Below are 16,422 nucleotides of genomic sequence, written 5' to 3'. Positions count from 1 at the left end.
CGTGAATTAAGGGTGAAGACGGCGGTGGTGGTGAATGGCGGCGACAATCGCCGGCTTTAAGCGGGCGAAGTCGTCGGCGGGCGCAACGGCGGGCAGTGGCGTCGCTTTCGGCGCCGCAGCCGGTTCGGGGAAGAAGCGGTTGACGGCGGCGGACATCCCCTGGATGGCGAAAATCAGCAGAAACAGAAACGCCAGCACGAACCCCATGCCGAGGCACATCAGGGTGAAGCCTTCACCCAGCAGTACAGCTTCAGTCATTGAAAGACCCTAAAGTAAGGGCACGACGGCGTGTTTGAAGGCTAACCAAACGATACTTCCGGCTAAGGAGTAGGGGGGATTTCCCGAAGCCGCCCCCGGCTCTGGCCCCTAACTGGCATCGCTGTGGTTGACGCTCAAACATCGCCATCGTGCGTGTTGGTTACATCATCATGCCGAACACAATGCTGGCGATGACCAGCACAATACCGCCGCCCAGACGGGAGGAGATTTGCGCATAAGAGATAAGATTCATACGGTTACAGGCAGAGAGCACTTCCAGGTCGCCTGAGCCGCCGCGGTTAGCCATGCACAGGCCTGCGGTGATGGCGGATTCGATCGGGAAGAAGCCAATCATCCAGCCGCCGATGGCCGCCCCGATGACAGCACCCACGACGATTACCGCAGCGATGATGACGTTCGCGAAGGTAATCGCGTCGATAATTTCCTGCAGGTCGGTGTAGCACACGCCGACCCCGACCATCAGTACCCACAGCAGCTGCTTAGAGAAGAAGTCAGACAGGCGTTTGGCCCCGGCTTTGATCTCCGGCGAGCAGAGGCCGGAAGCGTTCAGCGCCGCGACGATCAGCACCATCCAGGCGAAATAGTGGATTGAGACACCGCCAATGCTTGGCAAAATTTTCTTGGCAATGACGTAGGCCAGCAGGAAACAGGTGGTGGCGAGCACCAGGCCGACTGCCGTTTCGCGATGGGTAATCTGGCCTGCTTTTTCATCATCATCAACTTTAAAGGAGGCTTTACGTACCAGTTCGCCTTCCCCGCTCAGCCAGGTGTGTTTTTTACCGATAATATCGAGCAGCGCGGCAAAAACGATGGCGAAGATATTGGCGATGGTCAGAATAGCAATCGCAGTGGAGTAGTACTCTTCACGGGAGCGGCCGGTGACGGAGTGATAAATTTCAGAGAGCGGAACCGCGCCTGCGCCGTTGCCGCCGCCCATAATTGGCAGGACGTACAGCATCATGATGCGGTCTACGGAAATACCGAAGCACAGGCCGATGATAATCCCGAAGATAGATGCGCCGAGGATCGCCATAAGGATCGTCGGAATATAACCCAGCAGCGATTTCAACAGCAGTTTACGGTTAACCGAGAGAATGGCGCCAGTTATCAAAACTGCGATGAATAAGTTCAGGAAGTTGCTTTTATCCATCACATTAGTGATTGCATCAATTTCTTTTTGGGTAAAAATGCCTGCGTAAACGAAATAAGCGGCGACGAGGAAGATCATCACCGGCGCGCCGCCAATATATTTATTAAATATCGGCAGCCGTTTGCCAATCTCGCCAAAGATGGCGCCGATAATAAACATAATGGCAAAGCCGCCAACCAGGTCGGTGGGTAACGCATTAAAGAAGTGGGAAAGTAATAGCGTAATTAACGCAAACGCATAAAGGGGTAACGGCATGCCGAAGATTTTAAATCCCAGCAGGTCGCTTACGCCCTTTTTCTCCGTCGCCGGAGCCTGGCTCATGTTAGTCATAAACGTTATCCTGTTTATCAATGAAGTAATAAGACCGGCGCATAGTAATAAATAGACTCAGTGTTAAGGTGTGATAACCTTCACTGAATACTCGTGTTTTTAATTAATTTAATTATTTTTATTATGCTGAATGAATTAACAACATAAAAACCATAAAGCCAATTAAGCGACGGGAAAAATTGTGATTTAAATACAAGAATCGATAGCCGAACGCTGGCGAAATACAGGTCGTTTTGGAATAACGAAGCGCTAAAAAATGACTCTGATATTAAAACGCGTTCTGCTACGGAAGGATAAATCGCGGCGAGAGGCGATAGACCTCTTTCTCCGTCAGCATCAGCTCTCATTAGAGGCTGATTGCGAAATGGCCATTGTCGCCGAGTATCAGCAGCGGCTGGTCGGCTGCGGCGCCATCGCCGGCAACGTCCTGAAGTGCATCGCTATCGACCCCTCGCTGCAGGGGGAGGGGCTGAGCCTTAAGCTACTGACTGAATTACTCACCCTGGCCTACGAGCTGGGGCGCAGTGAACTGTTTTTATTCACTAAGCCCTGTAACGCCGCGCTCTTTGCCGGCGCCGGATTCTGGCCAATCGCGCAGGCCGGCGATCTCGCCGTGTTACTGGAAAATAGCCGCGAACGGCTGACCCGCTACTGCCGCCAGCTGGCGATGTACCGTCAGCCGGGACGCAAAATAGGCGCTATCGTGATGAACGCCAACCCGTTCACGCTCGGCCACCGCTGGCTGGTGGAGCAGGCGGCCCGTCAGTGCGACTGGCTACACCTGTTTGTGGTGAAAGAGGATGCCTCCCGTTTCACGTATCAGGATCGCTACACGCTAATCGAAAAAGGGATTGCCGGCATCGACAAGGTAACGCTGCATCCCGGTTCGGCATACCTCATCTCGCGGGCCACCTTCCCTGGCTACTTCCTCAAAGAACAGGGGGTGGTGGACGACTGCCACAACCAGATCGATCTCCAGCTGTTCCGCGAACATTTAGCCCCGGCGCTGAAGATAACCCATCGTTTTGTCGGCACTGAGCCGCTGTGTTCGCTGACTCGCCATTACAACCAGCGCATGAAAGCGTTGCTGGCAGCGCCAGGCGACGCGCCGCCTGTTGAGGTGGTTGAGCTGGCGCGGATCGAAAAAAACGGCGGGCCGATATCGGCTTCCAGGGTGCGCGAACTGTACCGGCAGCGCAACTGGCAGGCGGTGGCGGCGCTGGTGCCGCCGGGAACCCTCTCTTTTCTGATGCAACTGGCGGAAAGCGAACATCAAACCGCCTGATTTTTACGCCATAACAAAGGATTTGCCTCTATGGAAATGAAGATTGACGCCCTGGCCGGCACGCTGGAGTCCAGCGATGTGATGGTCAGGATTGGGCCGGCGACGCAGCCGGGCATTCAACTGGAGATCGACAGCATTGTGAAGCAGCAGTTTGGCGATGCGATTGAGCAGGTGGTCAGAGAAACCCTGACGCAGCTCGGCGTTAGCCAGGCCAACGTGGTGGTGGATGATAAAGGGGCGCTGGAGTGCGTTCTGCGCGCCCGGGTTCAGGCTGCGGCCCTGCGCGCGGCGCAACAGTCTCAATTGCAATGGAGCCAGCTATGAAACCACGTCGCAGTATGCTGTTTATCCCCGGCGCCAATGCCGCCATGTTAAGTACTTCATTCGTTTACGGCGCCAATGCCGCCATGTTAAGTACTTCATTCGTTTACGGCGCCGATGCGGTGATGTTCGACCTTGAAGATGCCGTTTCGCTGCGCGAGAAAGATACCGCTCGCCTGCTGGTGTATCAGGCGTTGCAGCATCCGCTGTATCAGGATATCGAAACCGTGGTGCGCATTAACCCGCTAAATACGCCGTTTGGTCTGGCCGACCTGGAAGCGGTGGTACGCGCGGGTGTGGACATGGTACGTCTGCCGAAAACCGACAGCAAAGAAGATATTCATGAACTGGAAGCCCACGTTGAGCGGATTGAACGCGAGTGCGGCCGGGAAGTGGGTAGCACCAGGCTTATGGCGGCCATCGAGTCGGCGCTGGGGGTGGTAAACGCGGTCGAGATCGCCCGCGCCAGCCCTCGTCTGTCGGCCATCGCGCTGGCGGCCTTCGACTACGTTATGGATATGGGCACCTCCCGCGGCGACGGCACTGAGCTGTTCTATGCCCGCTGCGCCGTGCTGCATGCTGCGCGGGTCGCCGGCATCGCCGCCTATGACGTCGTGTGGTCGGATATTAATAATGAAGAGGGCTTCCTCGCGGAAGCGAATCTGGCGAAGAACCTCGGCTTCAACGGGAAATCACTGGTCAACCCGCGCCAGATCGAACTGCTGCACCAGGTCTATGCCCCGACGCGAAAAGAGGTCGACCATGCGCTGGAGGTGATTGCCGCGGCGGAAGAGGCAGAGTCGCGCGGTCTGGGCGTGGTGTCGCTGAACGGCAAGATGATCGATGGACCGATTATCGACCACGCGCGCAAAGTGGTGGCGCTTTCAGCTTCCGGTATTCGTGATTAAGGGGAATAAGATGAAAGAGACAGTAGCAATGCTTAATCAGCAGTATGTGATGCCGGAAGGATTGACCCCTTACAGCGGCGTGACGGCGAAAAGCCCATGGCTGGCCAGTGAGACGGAAAAGCGGCGGCGTAAAATCTGCGACTCGCTGGAAACGGCAATCCGTCGTTCCGGCCTGCGAAACGGCATGACCATCTCGTTCCACCACGCGTTTCGCGGCGGTGACAAAGTGGTCAATATGGTGGTGGCGAAGCTGGCGGAGATGGGCTTTCGCGATCTGACCCTGGCGTCCAGTTCGCTTATCGACGCTCACTGGCCGCTGATCGAGCATATTAAAAACGGCGTGATCCGCCAGATCTACACCTCCGGCCTGCGCGGGAAGCTCGGCGAGGAGATCTCCGCCGGGCTGATGGAAAATCCGGTGCAGATCCACTCTCACGGTGGTCGCGTACAGCTGATCCAAAGCGGTGAGCTGTCCATTGACGTGGCGTTCCTCGGCGTTCCCTGCTGCGATGAGTTTGGCAATGCCAACGGCTTTAGCGGTAAGTCGCGCTGCGGCTCGCTGGGCTACGCACGCGTTGATGCGGAACATGCCAAATGCATCGTGCTGTTGACCGAAGAGTGGGTGGACTACCCTAACTACCCGGCCAGTATCGCCCAGGACCAGGTGGATCTGATCGTTCAGGTGGACGAAGTAGGCGATCCGCAAAAAATCACCGCTGGTGCCATTCGTCTGACCAGCAACCCGCGCGAGCTGCTGATCGCCCGCCAGGCGGCGAAAGTGGTTGAACACTCCGGTTACTTTAAAGAGGGGTTCTCGCTGCAGACCGGCACCGGCGGCGCCTCGCTGGCGGTGAGCCGCTTCCTGGAAGACAAAATGCGCCGCAACGGTATCACCGCCAGCTTCGGCCTTGGCGGCATCACCGGGACGATGGTCGATCTGCATGAGAAAGGGCTGATTAAAACGCTGCTCGACACCCAGTCGTTCGATGGCGATGCGGCGCGCTCGCTGGCGCAGAACCCGAACCACGTCGAAATCTCTACCAATCAGTATGCCAGCCCGGGTTCCAAAGGGGCCTCCTGCGAGCGCTTAAACGTGGTAATGCTCAGCGCGCTGGAAATTGACACCGACTTTAACGTCAACGTGATGACCGGCTCCAATGGCGTGCTGCGCGGCGCGTCAGGGGGCCATAGCGATACCGCCGCCGGCGCGGATTTGACCATCATTACCGCGCCGTTAGTTCGCGGCCGCATTCCCTGCGTCGTGGAAAAGGTGCTGACCCGCGTGACGCCGGGAGCCAGCGTGGATGTGCTGGTCACCGACCATGGCATTGCGGTAAACCCGGCGCGCCAGGACCTGATCGACAATTTACGCAACGCCGGTATTGCGCTGATGACCATTGAGGAACTGCAGCAGCGCGCGGAGTTGCTGACGGGCAAACCGAAAGCGATCGAATTTACCGATCGGGTGGTGGCGGTAGTCCGCTATCGCGACGGTTCGGTCATCGATGTGATCCATCAGGTGAAAAACAGCGACTAAGCGCAGAGGGGAAAGGCTATGAGCGACGTGTTAATTCAACCTCCGCGTGTGCTACGCGGAAAACCACTGAGCGCCGAAGAGGTGGTCAGCGCGGTAGAGCGCGCGCTGTTGACCGAAGTTCGCCTGACCCCTAAGCCCGGGCTGGTGGATATTCGTAACGCTGGCGCGCACCGGGATATGGATCTGGCCTCGTTTGAGGCCAGTACCGCGGTGGTGGCGCCGTGGATGGAGAAGTTTTTTATCATGGGCCACGATACCGCGGCGGTCGCGCCGGAGCAGGTGTTGATGATGCTGCGTCCGGTGGGAATGGCCTGCGAGAACGATATGCTGGAGGTCACCGGCGGGGTGAATACCCATCGTGGGGCGATCTTCGCTTTTGGCCTGCTCAGCGCGGCAGCGGGCAGGCTGGTCTCGAAAGGCGAGCCGATAGAGCAGCACCGGCTTTGCGACCAGGTGGCGCGCTTCTGTCGCGGCATGGTTATGCAGGAATTGTCCTCCGCCAGTGGGGAACGGCTGAGCAAAGGCGAGATGCATTTTCTGCGTTACGGCTTCTCCGGCGCCCGCGGCGAGGCGGAGAGCGGATTCCTGACTGTGCGCACCCAGGCATTACCGGTCTTTAACCGCATGATGGAGGAGACCGGCGACAGCAATCTGGCGCTACTGCAAACCCTGCTGCATTTGATGGCATGGAATGATGACACCAACCTGGTATCACGCGGCGGGCTGGCCGGATTGAACTATGTCCAGCAGGAGGCGCAGCGGCTGCTGTGGCAGGGCGGCGTGCTGGCTGACGGTGGGCTGGAGGCGTTGCGCCAGTTTGATGACGATCTGATTGCCCGCCATCTTAGCCCCGGCGGTAGCGCCGATCTGCTGGCGGTGACCTGGTTTTTATCCGCGTTTCCCGCCGGCGCGCTTTTCCCGCTGTAACCCTCTGCAACATCGCCCTCGCCCGCACCGTGCGGGCGGGGCATCATCACTCGCATCCTGGTTCTCACTGCGTAAACGAGGAATTGCGGCACAATCATATAGTTTTTACTGATATCGTCCGCCGTTTGTCATAAATTTCTAATTATCGGCGTTTTTGAGTAGCGGCCCGCTGACGGGCTGGTTACTCTGAAAACAATTTACGTAATGTTAACAAAAGAGAATAGCTATGCATGATGCACAAATCCGCGTGGCCATCGCCGGCGCGGGCGGCCGGATGGGACGCCAGTTAATTCAGGCTGCGCTGCAGATGGATGGAGTGGCGCTGGGCGCGGCGCTGGAGCGTGAAGGATCCAGCCTGGTGGGCAGCGACGCCGGCGAGCTGGCGGGCGCCGGCAAAGCGGGCGTCACGGTGCAGAGCAGGCTGACGGCGGTAAAAGATGATTTCGACGTGTTGATCGATTTTACCCGCCCGGAAGGCACGCTGAACCATCTGGCGTTTTGCCGCGACCACGGCAAAGGGATGGTCATCGGCACCACCGGTTTTGACGACGCTGGCAAGCAGGCGATTAGCGATGCCGCGCAGGAGATTGCCATTGTCTTTGCCGCTAACTTTAGCGTCGGCGTCAATGTTCTGTTAAAGCTGCTGGAGAAGGCGGCGAAGGTGATGGGCGACTACACCGACATCGAAATTATCGAAGCGCACCATCGGCATAAAGTGGACGCGCCGTCAGGCACCGCGCTGGCGATGGGCGAAGCGATCGCCGGGGCATTGAACAAAGATCTCAAGGACTGCGCGGTCTACAGTCGTGAAGGCCACACTGGCGAACGCGTCCCGGGCACCATTGGCTTCGCGACCGTCCGCGCGGGGGATATCGTCGGTGAACATACAGCGATGTTTGCTGATATTGGCGAACGTATTGAGATCACCCATAAAGCCTCCAGTCGGATGACATTTGCTAATGGCGCGGTTCGCTCTGCATTGTGGCTGAAAGGCAAGAAAAATGGCCTCTTTGATATGCGCGACGTGCTGGAGCTGAATAGTTTATAACGATTATTACCCATCGTGATGTGGTTATTGCTATCAATAAGTTATTGATGCAAGGGGCAATATTTTGTTGCCCTTTTTTATTTTTAGCTGTTTTTGTTTGTTTTTCATCTGAGAAGGCTATAAGTTTGGATGTAGTTCGGTTTTTTAGTGAATGAAATGTAAATTTTGACCATTTGGTCCACTTTTTTGCCGTTCAGCGCCAGGTTTTACACTCTTCGCCGTCCGCAAGCGTTTTCTCAGCCAGGTTTGTTGATCTTTTTGGCGTAAAAATCACGTGTTATGCGTCAGTGGCGTAAAATGACATTAAAAATCTCCGCTTTAAGTTGACTTTTATCCGACATCTCTCCAGAATGCCGCCGTTTGCCAAAAATCTGCGGGCAACAGATTTGCATTGATTCAGATCGTGTTTATGAATTAATATGCAAATAAAGTGAGTGGATATTCTCTGGAGGATGTTTTGATTAAGTCAGCGCTATTGGTTCTGGAAGACGGAACCCAGTTTCACGGTCGGGCCATCGGGGCAACCGGCACGGCGGTTGGGGAAGTCGTTTTCAATACTTCAATGACCGGTTATCAAGAAATCCTCACTGATCCTTCCTATTCCCGCCAAATCGTCACTCTTACTTATCCTCATATTGGTAATGTCGGCACCAACGCCGCCGATGAAGAATCTTCTCAGGTACATGCTCAGGGTCTGGTTATTCGCGACCTGCCGCTGATTGCCAGCAACTTCCGCAGTACCGAAGACCTCTCTTCCTATCTGAAGCGCCATAACATTGTGGCGATTGCCGATATCGATACCCGCAAGCTGACGCGTCTGCTGCGTGAGAAAGGGGCGCAGAACGGCTGCATCATCGCGGGCGACAGTCCGGATGCCCAGCTGGCGCTGGAAAAAGCGAAAGCGTTCCCTGGCCTGAACGGCATGGACCTGGCGAAAGAAGTGACCACCGCAGAAACCTACAGCTGGACGCAAGGCAGCTGGACCCTGGCGGGCGACCTGCCGGAAGCGAAAGCGGAAAGCGAGCTGCCGTTCCACGTCGTCGCGTATGACTTCGGCGCGAAACGCAACATCCTGCGCATGCTGGTTGACCGCGGCTGCCGCCTGACGGTGGTGCCGGCGAAGACTTCGGCGGCGGATGTGCTGGCGCTCAATCCGGACGGCATTTTCCTCTCCAACGGTCCTGGCGACCCGGCGCCGTGTGATTACGCTATCGACGCGATTGAAAAATTCCTGGAGACCGATATTCCGGTGTTCGGCATCTGCCTCGGCCATCAGCTGCTGGCGCTGGCGAGCGGCGCCAAGACCATTAAAATGAAGTTCGGCCACCACGGCGGCAACCACCCGGTGAAAGATATTGATAATAACGTGGTGATGATCACCGCCCAGAACCACGGTTTCGCCGTGGATGAGGCGACGCTGCCGGCCAACCTGCGCGTGACCCACAAGTCGCTGTTCGACGGCACCCTGCAGGGGATCCATCGCACCGACAAGCCGGCGTTCAGCTTCCAGGGCCACCCTGAAGCGAGCCCGGGGCCGCACGATGCCGCGCCGCTGTTCGACCACTTTATCGAGTTAATTGAGCAATACCGTCAGTCCGCGAAATAATCAGGAGTAAAAGAGCCATGCCAAAACGTACAGACATAAAAAGTATCCTGATTCTGGGCGCGGGCCCGATTGTTATCGGTCAGGCGTGCGAGTTTGACTACTCCGGCGCCCAGGCCTGTAAAGCCCTGCGCGAAGAGGGCTACCGCGTTATCCTGGTGAACTCTAACCCGGCGACCATCATGACCGACCCGGAAATGGCCGATGCCACCTACATCGAGCCGATTCACTGGGAAGTGGTGCGCAAAATCATCGAAAAAGAGCGCCCGGACGCGGTGCTGCCGACCATGGGCGGCCAGACGGCGCTGAACTGCGCGCTGGAGCTGGAGCGTCAGGGGGTGCTGGCTGAATTCGGCGTGACCATGATTGGCGCCACCGCCGATGCGATTGACAAGGCCGAAGACCGTCGCCGTTTCGATATCGCGATGAAAAAAATTGGTCTCGACACCGCGCGTTCCGGTATCGCCCACACGATGGAAGAGGCGCTGGCGGTAGCGGCTGACGTCGGCTATCCGTGCATCATCCGTCCGTCGTTCACGATGGGCGGCACCGGCGGCGGCATCGCCTATAACCGCGAAGAGTTCGAAGAGATTTGTACCCGCGGCCTGGATCTCTCTCCCACCAACGAGCTGCTGATTGATGAATCGCTGATCGGCTGGAAAGAGTATGAGATGGAAGTGGTGCGCGATAAGAACGACAACTGCATCATCGTCTGCTCTATCGAAAACTTCGACGCCATGGGGATCCACACCGGTGACTCCATCACCGTTGCGCCGGCGCAGACCCTGACCGACAAAGAGTACCAAATCATGCGTAACGCCTCGATGGCGGTGCTGCGTGAAATCGGCGTCGAAACCGGCGGCTCTAACGTTCAGTTCGCGGTCAACCCGAAAAACGGTCGCCTGATCGTTATCGAAATGAACCCGCGCGTTTCCCGCTCCTCGGCGCTGGCCTCCAAAGCCACCGGCTTCCCGATTGCTAAAGTGGCCGCCAAGCTGGCGGTAGGTTACACCCTCGACGAGCTGATGAACGACATCACCGGCGGCCGTACCCCGGCTTCCTTCGAGCCGTCCATCGACTACGTGGTCACGAAAATCCCACGCTTTAACTTCGAAAAATTCGCCGGCGCCAACGACCGTCTGACCACCCAGATGAAGTCCGTCGGCGAAGTGATGGCGATTGGCCGTACCCAGCAGGAGTCCTTGCAGAAAGCGCTGCGCGGTCTGGAAGTGGGCGCCACTGGCTTCGACCCGAAAGTGAGCCTCGACGATCCGGAAGCGCTGACTAAAATCCGCCGCGAACTGAAAGACGCCGGCGCTGAGCGTATCTGGTTCATCGCCGACGCGTTCCGCGCGGGCCTCTCGGTTGACGGCGTCTTCAACCTGACCAACATCGACCGCTGGTTCCTGGTGCAGATTGAAGAGCTGGTCCGTCTGGAAGAGAAAGTGGCAGAAGTGGGCATCAACGGCCTCGACGCTGACTTCCTGCGCACCCTGAAGCGTAAAGGCTTTGCCGATGCGCGTCTGGCGAAGCTGGCGGGCGTGCGGGAAGCGGAAATCCGCAAACTGCGCGACCAGTATGATCTGCACCCGGTCTACAAGCGCGTGGACACCTGCGCCGCGGAATTCGCCACCGATACCGCCTATATGTACTCCACTTATGAAGAAGAGTGCGAGTCCAACCCGTCCGTTGACCGCGATAAAATCATGGTCCTCGGCGGCGGCCCGAACCGTATCGGTCAGGGTATCGAATTCGACTACTGCTGCGTACACGCCTCGCTGGCGCTGCGCGAAGACGGTTACGAGACCATCATGGTCAACTGTAACCCGGAAACCGTCTCTACTGACTACGACACTTCCGACCGTCTGTACTTCGAGCCGGTCACCCTGGAAGACGTGCTGGAAATCGTGCGTATCGAGAAGCCAAAAGGCGTTATCGTGCAGTACGGCGGCCAGACGCCGCTGAAGCTGGCGCGCGCTCTGGAAGCCGCAGGCGTACCGGTTATCGGTACCAGCCCGGACGCTATCGACCGTGCGGAAGACCGTGAGCGCTTCCAGCACGCGGTTGACCGTCTGAAGCTGAAGCAGCCGGCGAACGCCACCGTCACCGCCATTGAACAGGCAGTAGAGAAAGCGAAAGAGATTGGCTACCCGCTGGTGGTGCGTCCGTCTTACGTGCTGGGCGGTCGGGCGATGGAGATCGTCTATGACGAGCAGGATCTGCGCCGCTACTTCCAGACTGCGGTCAGCGTCTCCAACGACGCGCCGGTGCTGCTGGACCGCTTCCTCGACGACGCGATTGAAGTGGATGTCGATGCTATCTGCGATGGCGAAATGGTGCTGATTGGCGGCATCATGGAGCATATCGAGCAGGCAGGCGTTCACTCCGGCGACTCCGCCTGTTCCCTGCCAGCCTACACCCTGAGCAAAGAGATTCAGGATGTGATGCGCGAGCAGGTGCAGAAGCTGGCCTTTGAGCTGCAGGTTCGCGGTCTGATGAACGTCCAGTTCGCGGTGAAAGATAACGAAGTCTATCTGATTGAAGTCAACCCGCGTGCGGCGCGTACCGTGCCGTTCGTCTCCAAAGCCACCGGCGTACCGCTGGCGAAAGTGGCGGCGCGCGTGATGGCCGGTAAGACGCTGGCGCAGCAGGGCGTGACCAAAGAGATCATCCCGCCGTACTACTCGGTGAAAGAGGTGGTTCTGCCGTTCAACAAATTCCCGGGCGTTGACCCGCTGTTAGGGCCAGAAATGCGCTCCACCGGGGAAGTGATGGGCGTCGGCCGCACCTTTGCCGAAGCGTTCGCCAAGGCGCAGCTGGGCAGCAACTCGACCATGAAGAAACAGGGGCGCGCGCTGCTCTCCGTCCGCGAAGGCGACAAAGAGCGCGTGGTCGACCTGGCGGCGAAGCTGCTGAAGTTTGGTTTCGAGCTGGATGCAACCCACGGTACCGCGATTGTGCTGGGCGAAGCCGGCATCAACCCGCGTCTGGTGAACAAGGTGCATGAAGGTCGTCCGCACATTCAGGACCGTATCAAGAATGGCGAATACACCTACATCATCAACACCACCGCAGGTCGTCAGGCGATTGAAGACTCCAAGCTGATTCGCCGCAGCGCCCTGCAGTACAAAGTGCACTATGACACCACCCTGAACGGCGGCTTTGCCACCGCGATGGCGCTGAACGCTGACGCCACCGACAAGGTGATTTCGGTTCAGGAAATGCACGCGCAAATCACCAAATAAGCGCTCCGGCCTGGCCGGATAGCAACAAACCTGGGCTGACGACATCGTCAGCCCATTTTTTTGGGCTGCGGCCATCTTCAGAGAGTTCTGCTTTTAACCCCCTGTCGGGTCAGGCTAACTATAGTTAGCACCATAACGATACCTATTGATGAAAAGACAGGAGGATACAATGCGGAACAATATTCTGGTGGCATCCGCGCTGGCAGCGACGGCAATCATGTTCGTGGCCGGTTGCTCATCGAATCAGTCGATCAAAACCACCGACGGCAAGACCATTGTCACCAGCGGTAAACCGCAGGTGGATGATGATACCGGTCTGGTCTCCTACAAAAATGCCGAAACCGGACGCGTGGAGCAGATTAACCGCGATCAGGTGAAATCCATGGATGAGCTGGATAATTAAGGCCTGACGTTTTCCATTCAGGCGCGCGTTACGTACACCACCGCGACATAAATCACAGTTATCATTGTAAGCGGTTCGCTTAACTGTCTACACTCTTGCTGATTACGACAAGAGCTAACGCAGGCCAATCAATGATTCTGATAATTTATGCGCATCCTTATCCGCAGCATTCTCATGCGAATAAGCGAATGCTTGAACAAGCAGGGACGCTTGAAGGCGTAGAGATACGCTCCCTTTATCAACTCTATCCCGACTTTAATATCGATGTCGCCGCCGAGCAGGCGGCGCTCGCCCGTGCCGATCTGGTTATCTGGCAGCACCCGATGCAGTGGTATAGCGTGCCGCCGCTGCTGAAGCTGTGGATGGACAAAGTGCTGTCGCACGGCTGGGCCTATGGCCATAACGGTATTGCGCTGCGTGGTAAATCGCTGATGTGGGCGGTGACCACCGGCGGCGGTGAAAGCCACTTTGATATCGGTTCGTTTCCCGGTTTTCCGGTGCTGGCGCAGCCGCTGCAGGCCACCGCGCTTTACTGCGGGATGAAATGGCTGCCGCCATTCGCCATGCACTGCACCTTTATCTGCGATGACGAAACGCTGCAGGCGCAGGCCCGCCACTATCGTCAACGCTTAATCGACTGGCAGGAGGCACATCAGAATGGATAGCCATACGCTGATACAGGCGCTGATTTACCTTGGCGCCGCGGCGCTGATTGTGCCCATTGCCGTCCGCCTTGGGCTTGGGTCGGTGCTGGGCTATCTCATCGCCGGCTGTATTATCGGGCCGTGGGGGCTGCGGCTGGTGACCGACGCCGAGGCGATTCTGCACTTTGCCGAGATTGGCGTGGTGCTGATGCTGTTCGTCATTGGTCTGGAGCTGGATCCGCAGCGTCTGTGGAAGCTGCGCGCTTCGGTGTTTGGCGGCGGCGCGCTGCAGATGGTGGCCTGTGGAGTATTGATCGGCCTCTTTTGCATGCTGCTGGGCCTGCGCTGGCAGGTGGCCGAGCTGATCGGTATGACCCTGGCGCTCTCCTCAACCGCTATCGCCATGCAGGCGATGAATGAGCGCAATTTGACGATGTCGCAGATGGGGCGCAGCGCCTTCGCGGTGCTGCTGTTCCAGGATATCGCGGCGATCCCGCTGGTGGCGATGATCCCGCTGCTGGCGGCCAGCGGCGGCGCCACTTCGCTGATGGCTTTTGCCCTCTCCGCGCTGAAGGTGGCCGCGGCGCTGGCGCTGGTGGTGGTTCTGGGGCGCTATCTGACCCGTCCGCTGCTGCGCTTTGTCGCCCGTTCCGGTCTGCGCGAAGTGTTCAGCGCCGTGGCCCTGTTCCTGGTCTTCGGCTTTGGGCTGTTGCTGGAAGAGGTGGGGCTGTCGATGGCGATGGGGGCGTTTCTCGCCGGGGTGCTGCTGGCCAGCTCCGAGTATCGCCATGCGCTGGAGAGCGATATTGAGCCGTTTAAAGGCCTGCTGCTGGGGCTGTTCTTTATCGGCGTCGGGATGTCGATTGATTTCGGCACCCTGGTTACCCACCCGCTGCGTATTGTGATTTTGCTGGTGGGTTTCCTGGCGATAAAAATGCTGATGCTGTGGCTTATCGCCAGGCCGCTTGGCGTGCCTCGCGCCCAGCGCCGCTGGTTTGCGGTGCTGCTGGGGCAGGGGAGTGAGTTCGCGTTTGTGGTCTTTGGCGCCGCGCGGATGGCGGAGGTGCTGGACGGCGAATGGGCAAAGGCGCTGACCCTGGCGGTGGCGCTGTCGATGGCGGCAACCCCCATCCTGCTGGTGCTGCTGACCCGTCTGGAGAAATCGTCCAGCGGCCAGGCGCGGGATGCGGACGAGATTGATGAAGAGCAGCCGCGGGTGATTGTCGCCGGCTTTGGCCGCTTCGGGCAGATCGCCGGGCGACTGCTGCTCTCCAGCGGGGTGAAGATGGTGATCCTCGATCACGACCCGGACCATGTCGATACTCTGCGCAAATTTGATATGAAGGTCTTCTACGGCGATGCCACCCGGGTCGATCTGCTGGAGTCGGCTGGCGCCGAAAAGGCGGAGGTGCTGATCAATGCCATTGACGATCCGCACGTCAGCCTGGAGCTGGTGGCGAGGGTAAAAGAGCATTTTCCGCATCTGCAGATTATCTCCCGCGCCCGCGATGTCGATCACTATATCCAGCTGCGTCAGGCTGGCGTCGAAGCCCCGGAGCGTGAAACCTTCGAGGCGGCGCTGAAATCCGGCCGGATGACGCTGGAGGCGCTGGGGCTCGGCGCGTATGAAGCGCGCGAGCGGGCCGATCTGTTCCGTCGCTTCAACCTGCAGATGGTCGAAGAGATGGTAGCGATGGCGGAAAACGATGCGGCGTCGCGGGTGGCGGTCTTCAAGCGGACCAGCGATATGCTGACCGGCATCATCAACGAAGATCGTCATCATCTGTCGCTGGTGCAGCGTCACGGCTGGCAGGGGACGGAAGAGGGCAGGCACACCGGGGATATCGCCGATGAGCCGGAAAATAAGCCCTCCGCCTGACGTTAATCAGTAACATTTTGTTTTCGTTTGGATCCTGTTCTGGCGGCCCACGGCACGAACGTGGGCTTGCCAGCAAATCAGAAAATTTTCTTATTCTTTACCCTCCGGCCAGTCGACGAAGTTGTACGCTTTCCGTATAGTGGCGACAATTTTTTGTACTCAGGAATGAATGAATGATCAGTCTGATTGCGGCGTTAGCGGTAGATCGCGTCATTGGTATGGAAAACGCCATGCCATGGAACCTGCCTGCCGATCTCGCCTGGTTCAAACGCAACACATTAAATAAGCCGGTAGTGATGGGGCGTCTGACCTGGGAATCCATTGGGCGCCCGTTGCCGGGGCGTAAAAATATCGTGATCAGCAGCAAGCCAGGCAGCGACGATCGCGTGCAGTGGGTCTCCTCCGTTGACGAAGCGATTGCCGCCTGCGGCGATGTGGAAGAGATCATGGTGATCGGCGGTGGTCGGGTTTATGAGCAGTTCCTGCCGAAGGCGCAGAAGCTCTATCTGACCCATATCGATGCGGAAGTGGAAGGCGATACCCATTTCCCGGATTACGATCCGGACCAGTGGGAATCGGTGTTCAGCGAGTTTCATGACGCCGACGCGCAGAACTCCCACAGCTACTGCTTTGAGATCCTCGAACGCCGTTAAGCGGGAAGGATAGCAATGAAAAAACCCCGGTCGCGTCTGGCGTGACCGGGGTTTTCTTTGGCGTGAATTCAGCGCGGATGCCGCTGCCACTATTTTTTCTACGCCAGGTTTCCCGTCGCGGGGGTGCGTTTTTTCGGAGCGCTGCCCGGGGGGAAAAATGGCACGTAAACGTAGGTCGGGTAAGGCGTTAGCCGCCACCCGACACAAACG

14 protein-coding genes are annotated in these 16,422 nt (G+C 57.8%); 12 read left to right on the top strand and 2 right to left on the bottom strand.

The genetic code is table 11. The annotated features are described in order from the left end of the window. Positions 1-6: 6 nt before the first annotated feature. Complete coding sequence (locus ABLV54_RS11750) at positions 7-258, bottom strand: oxaloacetate decarboxylase subunit gamma (protein ID WP_050533897.1); 252 nt, start codon at positions 256-258, stop codon at positions 7-9. Between the two features lie 160 nt (positions 259-418). After that, on the bottom strand, positions 419-1,759 hold the full coding sequence (gene citS, locus ABLV54_RS11745; protein ID WP_348814149.1) for a citrate/sodium symporter CitS: 1,341 nt from the start codon (positions 1,757-1,759) through the stop codon (positions 419-421). A 256-nt stretch (positions 1,760-2,015) separates the two neighbouring features. Between citS and citC the strand changes: the two genes are divergently transcribed. The 12 genes from citC to folA all read left to right on the top strand — a co-directional run bounded on the left by citC (position 2,016) and on the right by folA (position 16,212). Beyond that, positions 2,016-3,044, top strand: a complete 1,029-nt coding sequence (gene citC, locus ABLV54_RS11740; protein WP_044520982.1) for a [citrate (pro-3S)-lyase] ligase — start codon at positions 2,016-2,018, stop codon at positions 3,042-3,044. Positions 3,045-3,074: 30 nt separating this feature from the next. Next, positions 3,075-3,368: a citrate lyase acyl carrier protein gene (gene citD, locus ABLV54_RS11735; RefSeq protein WP_023291940.1), complete on the top strand. Its 294-nt coding sequence runs from the start codon at positions 3,075-3,077 to the stop codon at positions 3,366-3,368. Then, positions 3,365-4,273: a citrate (pro-3S)-lyase subunit beta gene (gene citE, locus ABLV54_RS11730; protein WP_248861021.1), complete on the top strand. Its 909-nt coding sequence runs from the start codon at positions 3,365-3,367 to the stop codon at positions 4,271-4,273. The genes citD and citE overlap by 4 nt, the downstream gene beginning before the upstream one ends. A gap of 10 nt (positions 4,274-4,283) precedes the next feature. Continuing rightward, the gene (gene citF / locus ABLV54_RS11725; RefSeq protein ID WP_050533894.1) at positions 4,284-5,810 is read left to right on the top strand and encodes a citrate lyase subunit alpha; all 1,527 of its coding nucleotides are present in this window, start codon (positions 4,284-4,286) and stop codon (positions 5,808-5,810) included. 18 nt (positions 5,811-5,828) lie between these two features. Continuing rightward, entirely contained in the window at positions 5,829-6,737 is a 909-nt protein-coding gene (gene citG, locus ABLV54_RS11720; protein ID WP_032453157.1) for a triphosphoribosyl-dephospho-CoA synthase CitG, read from the top strand. A 226-nt stretch (positions 6,738-6,963) separates the two neighbouring features. Beyond that, complete coding sequence (dapB, locus tag ABLV54_RS11715) at positions 6,964-7,785, top strand: 4-hydroxy-tetrahydrodipicolinate reductase (protein WP_050533893.1); 822 nt, start codon at positions 6,964-6,966, stop codon at positions 7,783-7,785. A 457-nt stretch (positions 7,786-8,242) separates the two neighbouring features. Then, complete coding sequence (gene carA / locus ABLV54_RS11710) at positions 8,243-9,391, top strand: glutamine-hydrolyzing carbamoyl-phosphate synthase small subunit (RefSeq protein ID WP_023291945.1); 1,149 nt, start codon at positions 8,243-8,245, stop codon at positions 9,389-9,391. A 17-nt stretch (positions 9,392-9,408) separates the two neighbouring features. Next, positions 9,409-12,633 (top strand): carbamoyl-phosphate synthase large subunit, encoded by a 3,225-nt coding sequence (gene carB, locus ABLV54_RS11705; protein ID WP_048296664.1) that lies wholly within the window; start codon positions 9,409-9,411, stop codon positions 12,631-12,633. A gap of 169 nt (positions 12,634-12,802) precedes the next feature. Further along, positions 12,803-13,036, top strand: coding sequence for a YgdI/YgdR family lipoprotein (locus ABLV54_RS11700; RefSeq protein WP_002888059.1), 234 nt, complete (start codon positions 12,803-12,805; stop codon positions 13,034-13,036). 131 nt (positions 13,037-13,167) lie between these two features. Then, positions 13,168-13,701 (top strand): glutathione-regulated potassium-efflux system oxidoreductase KefF, encoded by a 534-nt coding sequence (gene kefF, locus ABLV54_RS11695; protein ID WP_004204269.1) that lies wholly within the window; start codon positions 13,168-13,170, stop codon positions 13,699-13,701. Then, positions 13,694-15,559 carry a glutathione-regulated potassium-efflux system protein KefC gene (kefC, locus tag ABLV54_RS11690; protein WP_023291948.1) on the top strand — a complete coding sequence of 622 codons (1,866 nt, stop codon included), beginning with the start codon at positions 13,694-13,696 and terminating at the stop codon, positions 15,557-15,559. Before kefF ends, kefC begins: the two co-directional genes overlap by 8 nt. A 173-nt stretch (positions 15,560-15,732) precedes the next feature. After that, a complete protein-coding gene (gene folA / locus ABLV54_RS11685) occupies positions 15,733-16,212 on the top strand; it encodes a type 3 dihydrofolate reductase (RefSeq protein ID WP_004204271.1) in 480 nt (159 codons plus the stop codon). Positions 16,213-16,422 lie beyond the last annotated feature (210 nt).

The organism is Klebsiella sp. JB_Kp042 (genome assembly GCF_040065275.1).
GTDB lineage: Bacteria > Pseudomonadota > Gammaproteobacteria > Enterobacterales > Enterobacteriaceae > Klebsiella > Klebsiella quasipneumoniae.
This window is presented reverse-complemented; position numbering and strand designations above follow the sequence as displayed.

What these genes read in the sequence shown, in the direction of transcription:
- citG (WP_032453157.1), top strand. Translation starts at nt 5,829, where the DNA reads ATGAGCGACGTGTTAATTCAACCTCCGCGTGTGCTACGCGGAAAACCA.
- dapB (WP_050533893.1), top strand. Translation starts at nt 6,964, where the DNA reads ATGCATGATGCACAAATCCGCGTGGCCATCGCCGGCGCGGGCGGCCGG.
- citD (WP_023291940.1), top strand. Translation starts at nt 3,075, where the DNA reads ATGGAAATGAAGATTGACGCCCTGGCCGGCACGCTGGAGTCCAGCGAT.
- citC (WP_044520982.1), top strand. Translation starts at nt 2,016, where the DNA reads ATGACTCTGATATTAAAACGCGTTCTGCTACGGAAGGATAAATCGCGG.
- ABLV54_RS11700 (WP_002888059.1), top strand. Translation starts at nt 12,803, where the DNA reads ATGCGGAACAATATTCTGGTGGCATCCGCGCTGGCAGCGACGGCAATC.
- carB (WP_048296664.1), top strand. Translation starts at nt 9,409, where the DNA reads ATGCCAAAACGTACAGACATAAAAAGTATCCTGATTCTGGGCGCGGGC.
- citE (WP_248861021.1), top strand. Translation starts at nt 3,365, where the DNA reads ATGAAACCACGTCGCAGTATGCTGTTTATCCCCGGCGCCAATGCCGCC.
- kefC (WP_023291948.1), top strand. Translation starts at nt 13,694, where the DNA reads ATGGATAGCCATACGCTGATACAGGCGCTGATTTACCTTGGCGCCGCG.
- ABLV54_RS11750 (WP_050533897.1), bottom strand. Translation starts at nt 258, where the DNA reads ATGACTGAAGCTGTACTGCTGGGTGAAGGCTTCACCCTGATGTGCCTC.
- citS (WP_348814149.1), bottom strand. Translation starts at nt 1,759, where the DNA reads ATGACTAACATGAGCCAGGCTCCGGCGACGGAGAAAAAGGGCGTAAGC.
- citF (WP_050533894.1), top strand. Translation starts at nt 4,284, where the DNA reads ATGAAAGAGACAGTAGCAATGCTTAATCAGCAGTATGTGATGCCGGAA.
- kefF (WP_004204269.1), top strand. Translation starts at nt 13,168, where the DNA reads ATGATTCTGATAATTTATGCGCATCCTTATCCGCAGCATTCTCATGCG.
- folA (WP_004204271.1), top strand. Translation starts at nt 15,733, where the DNA reads ATGATCAGTCTGATTGCGGCGTTAGCGGTAGATCGCGTCATTGGTATG.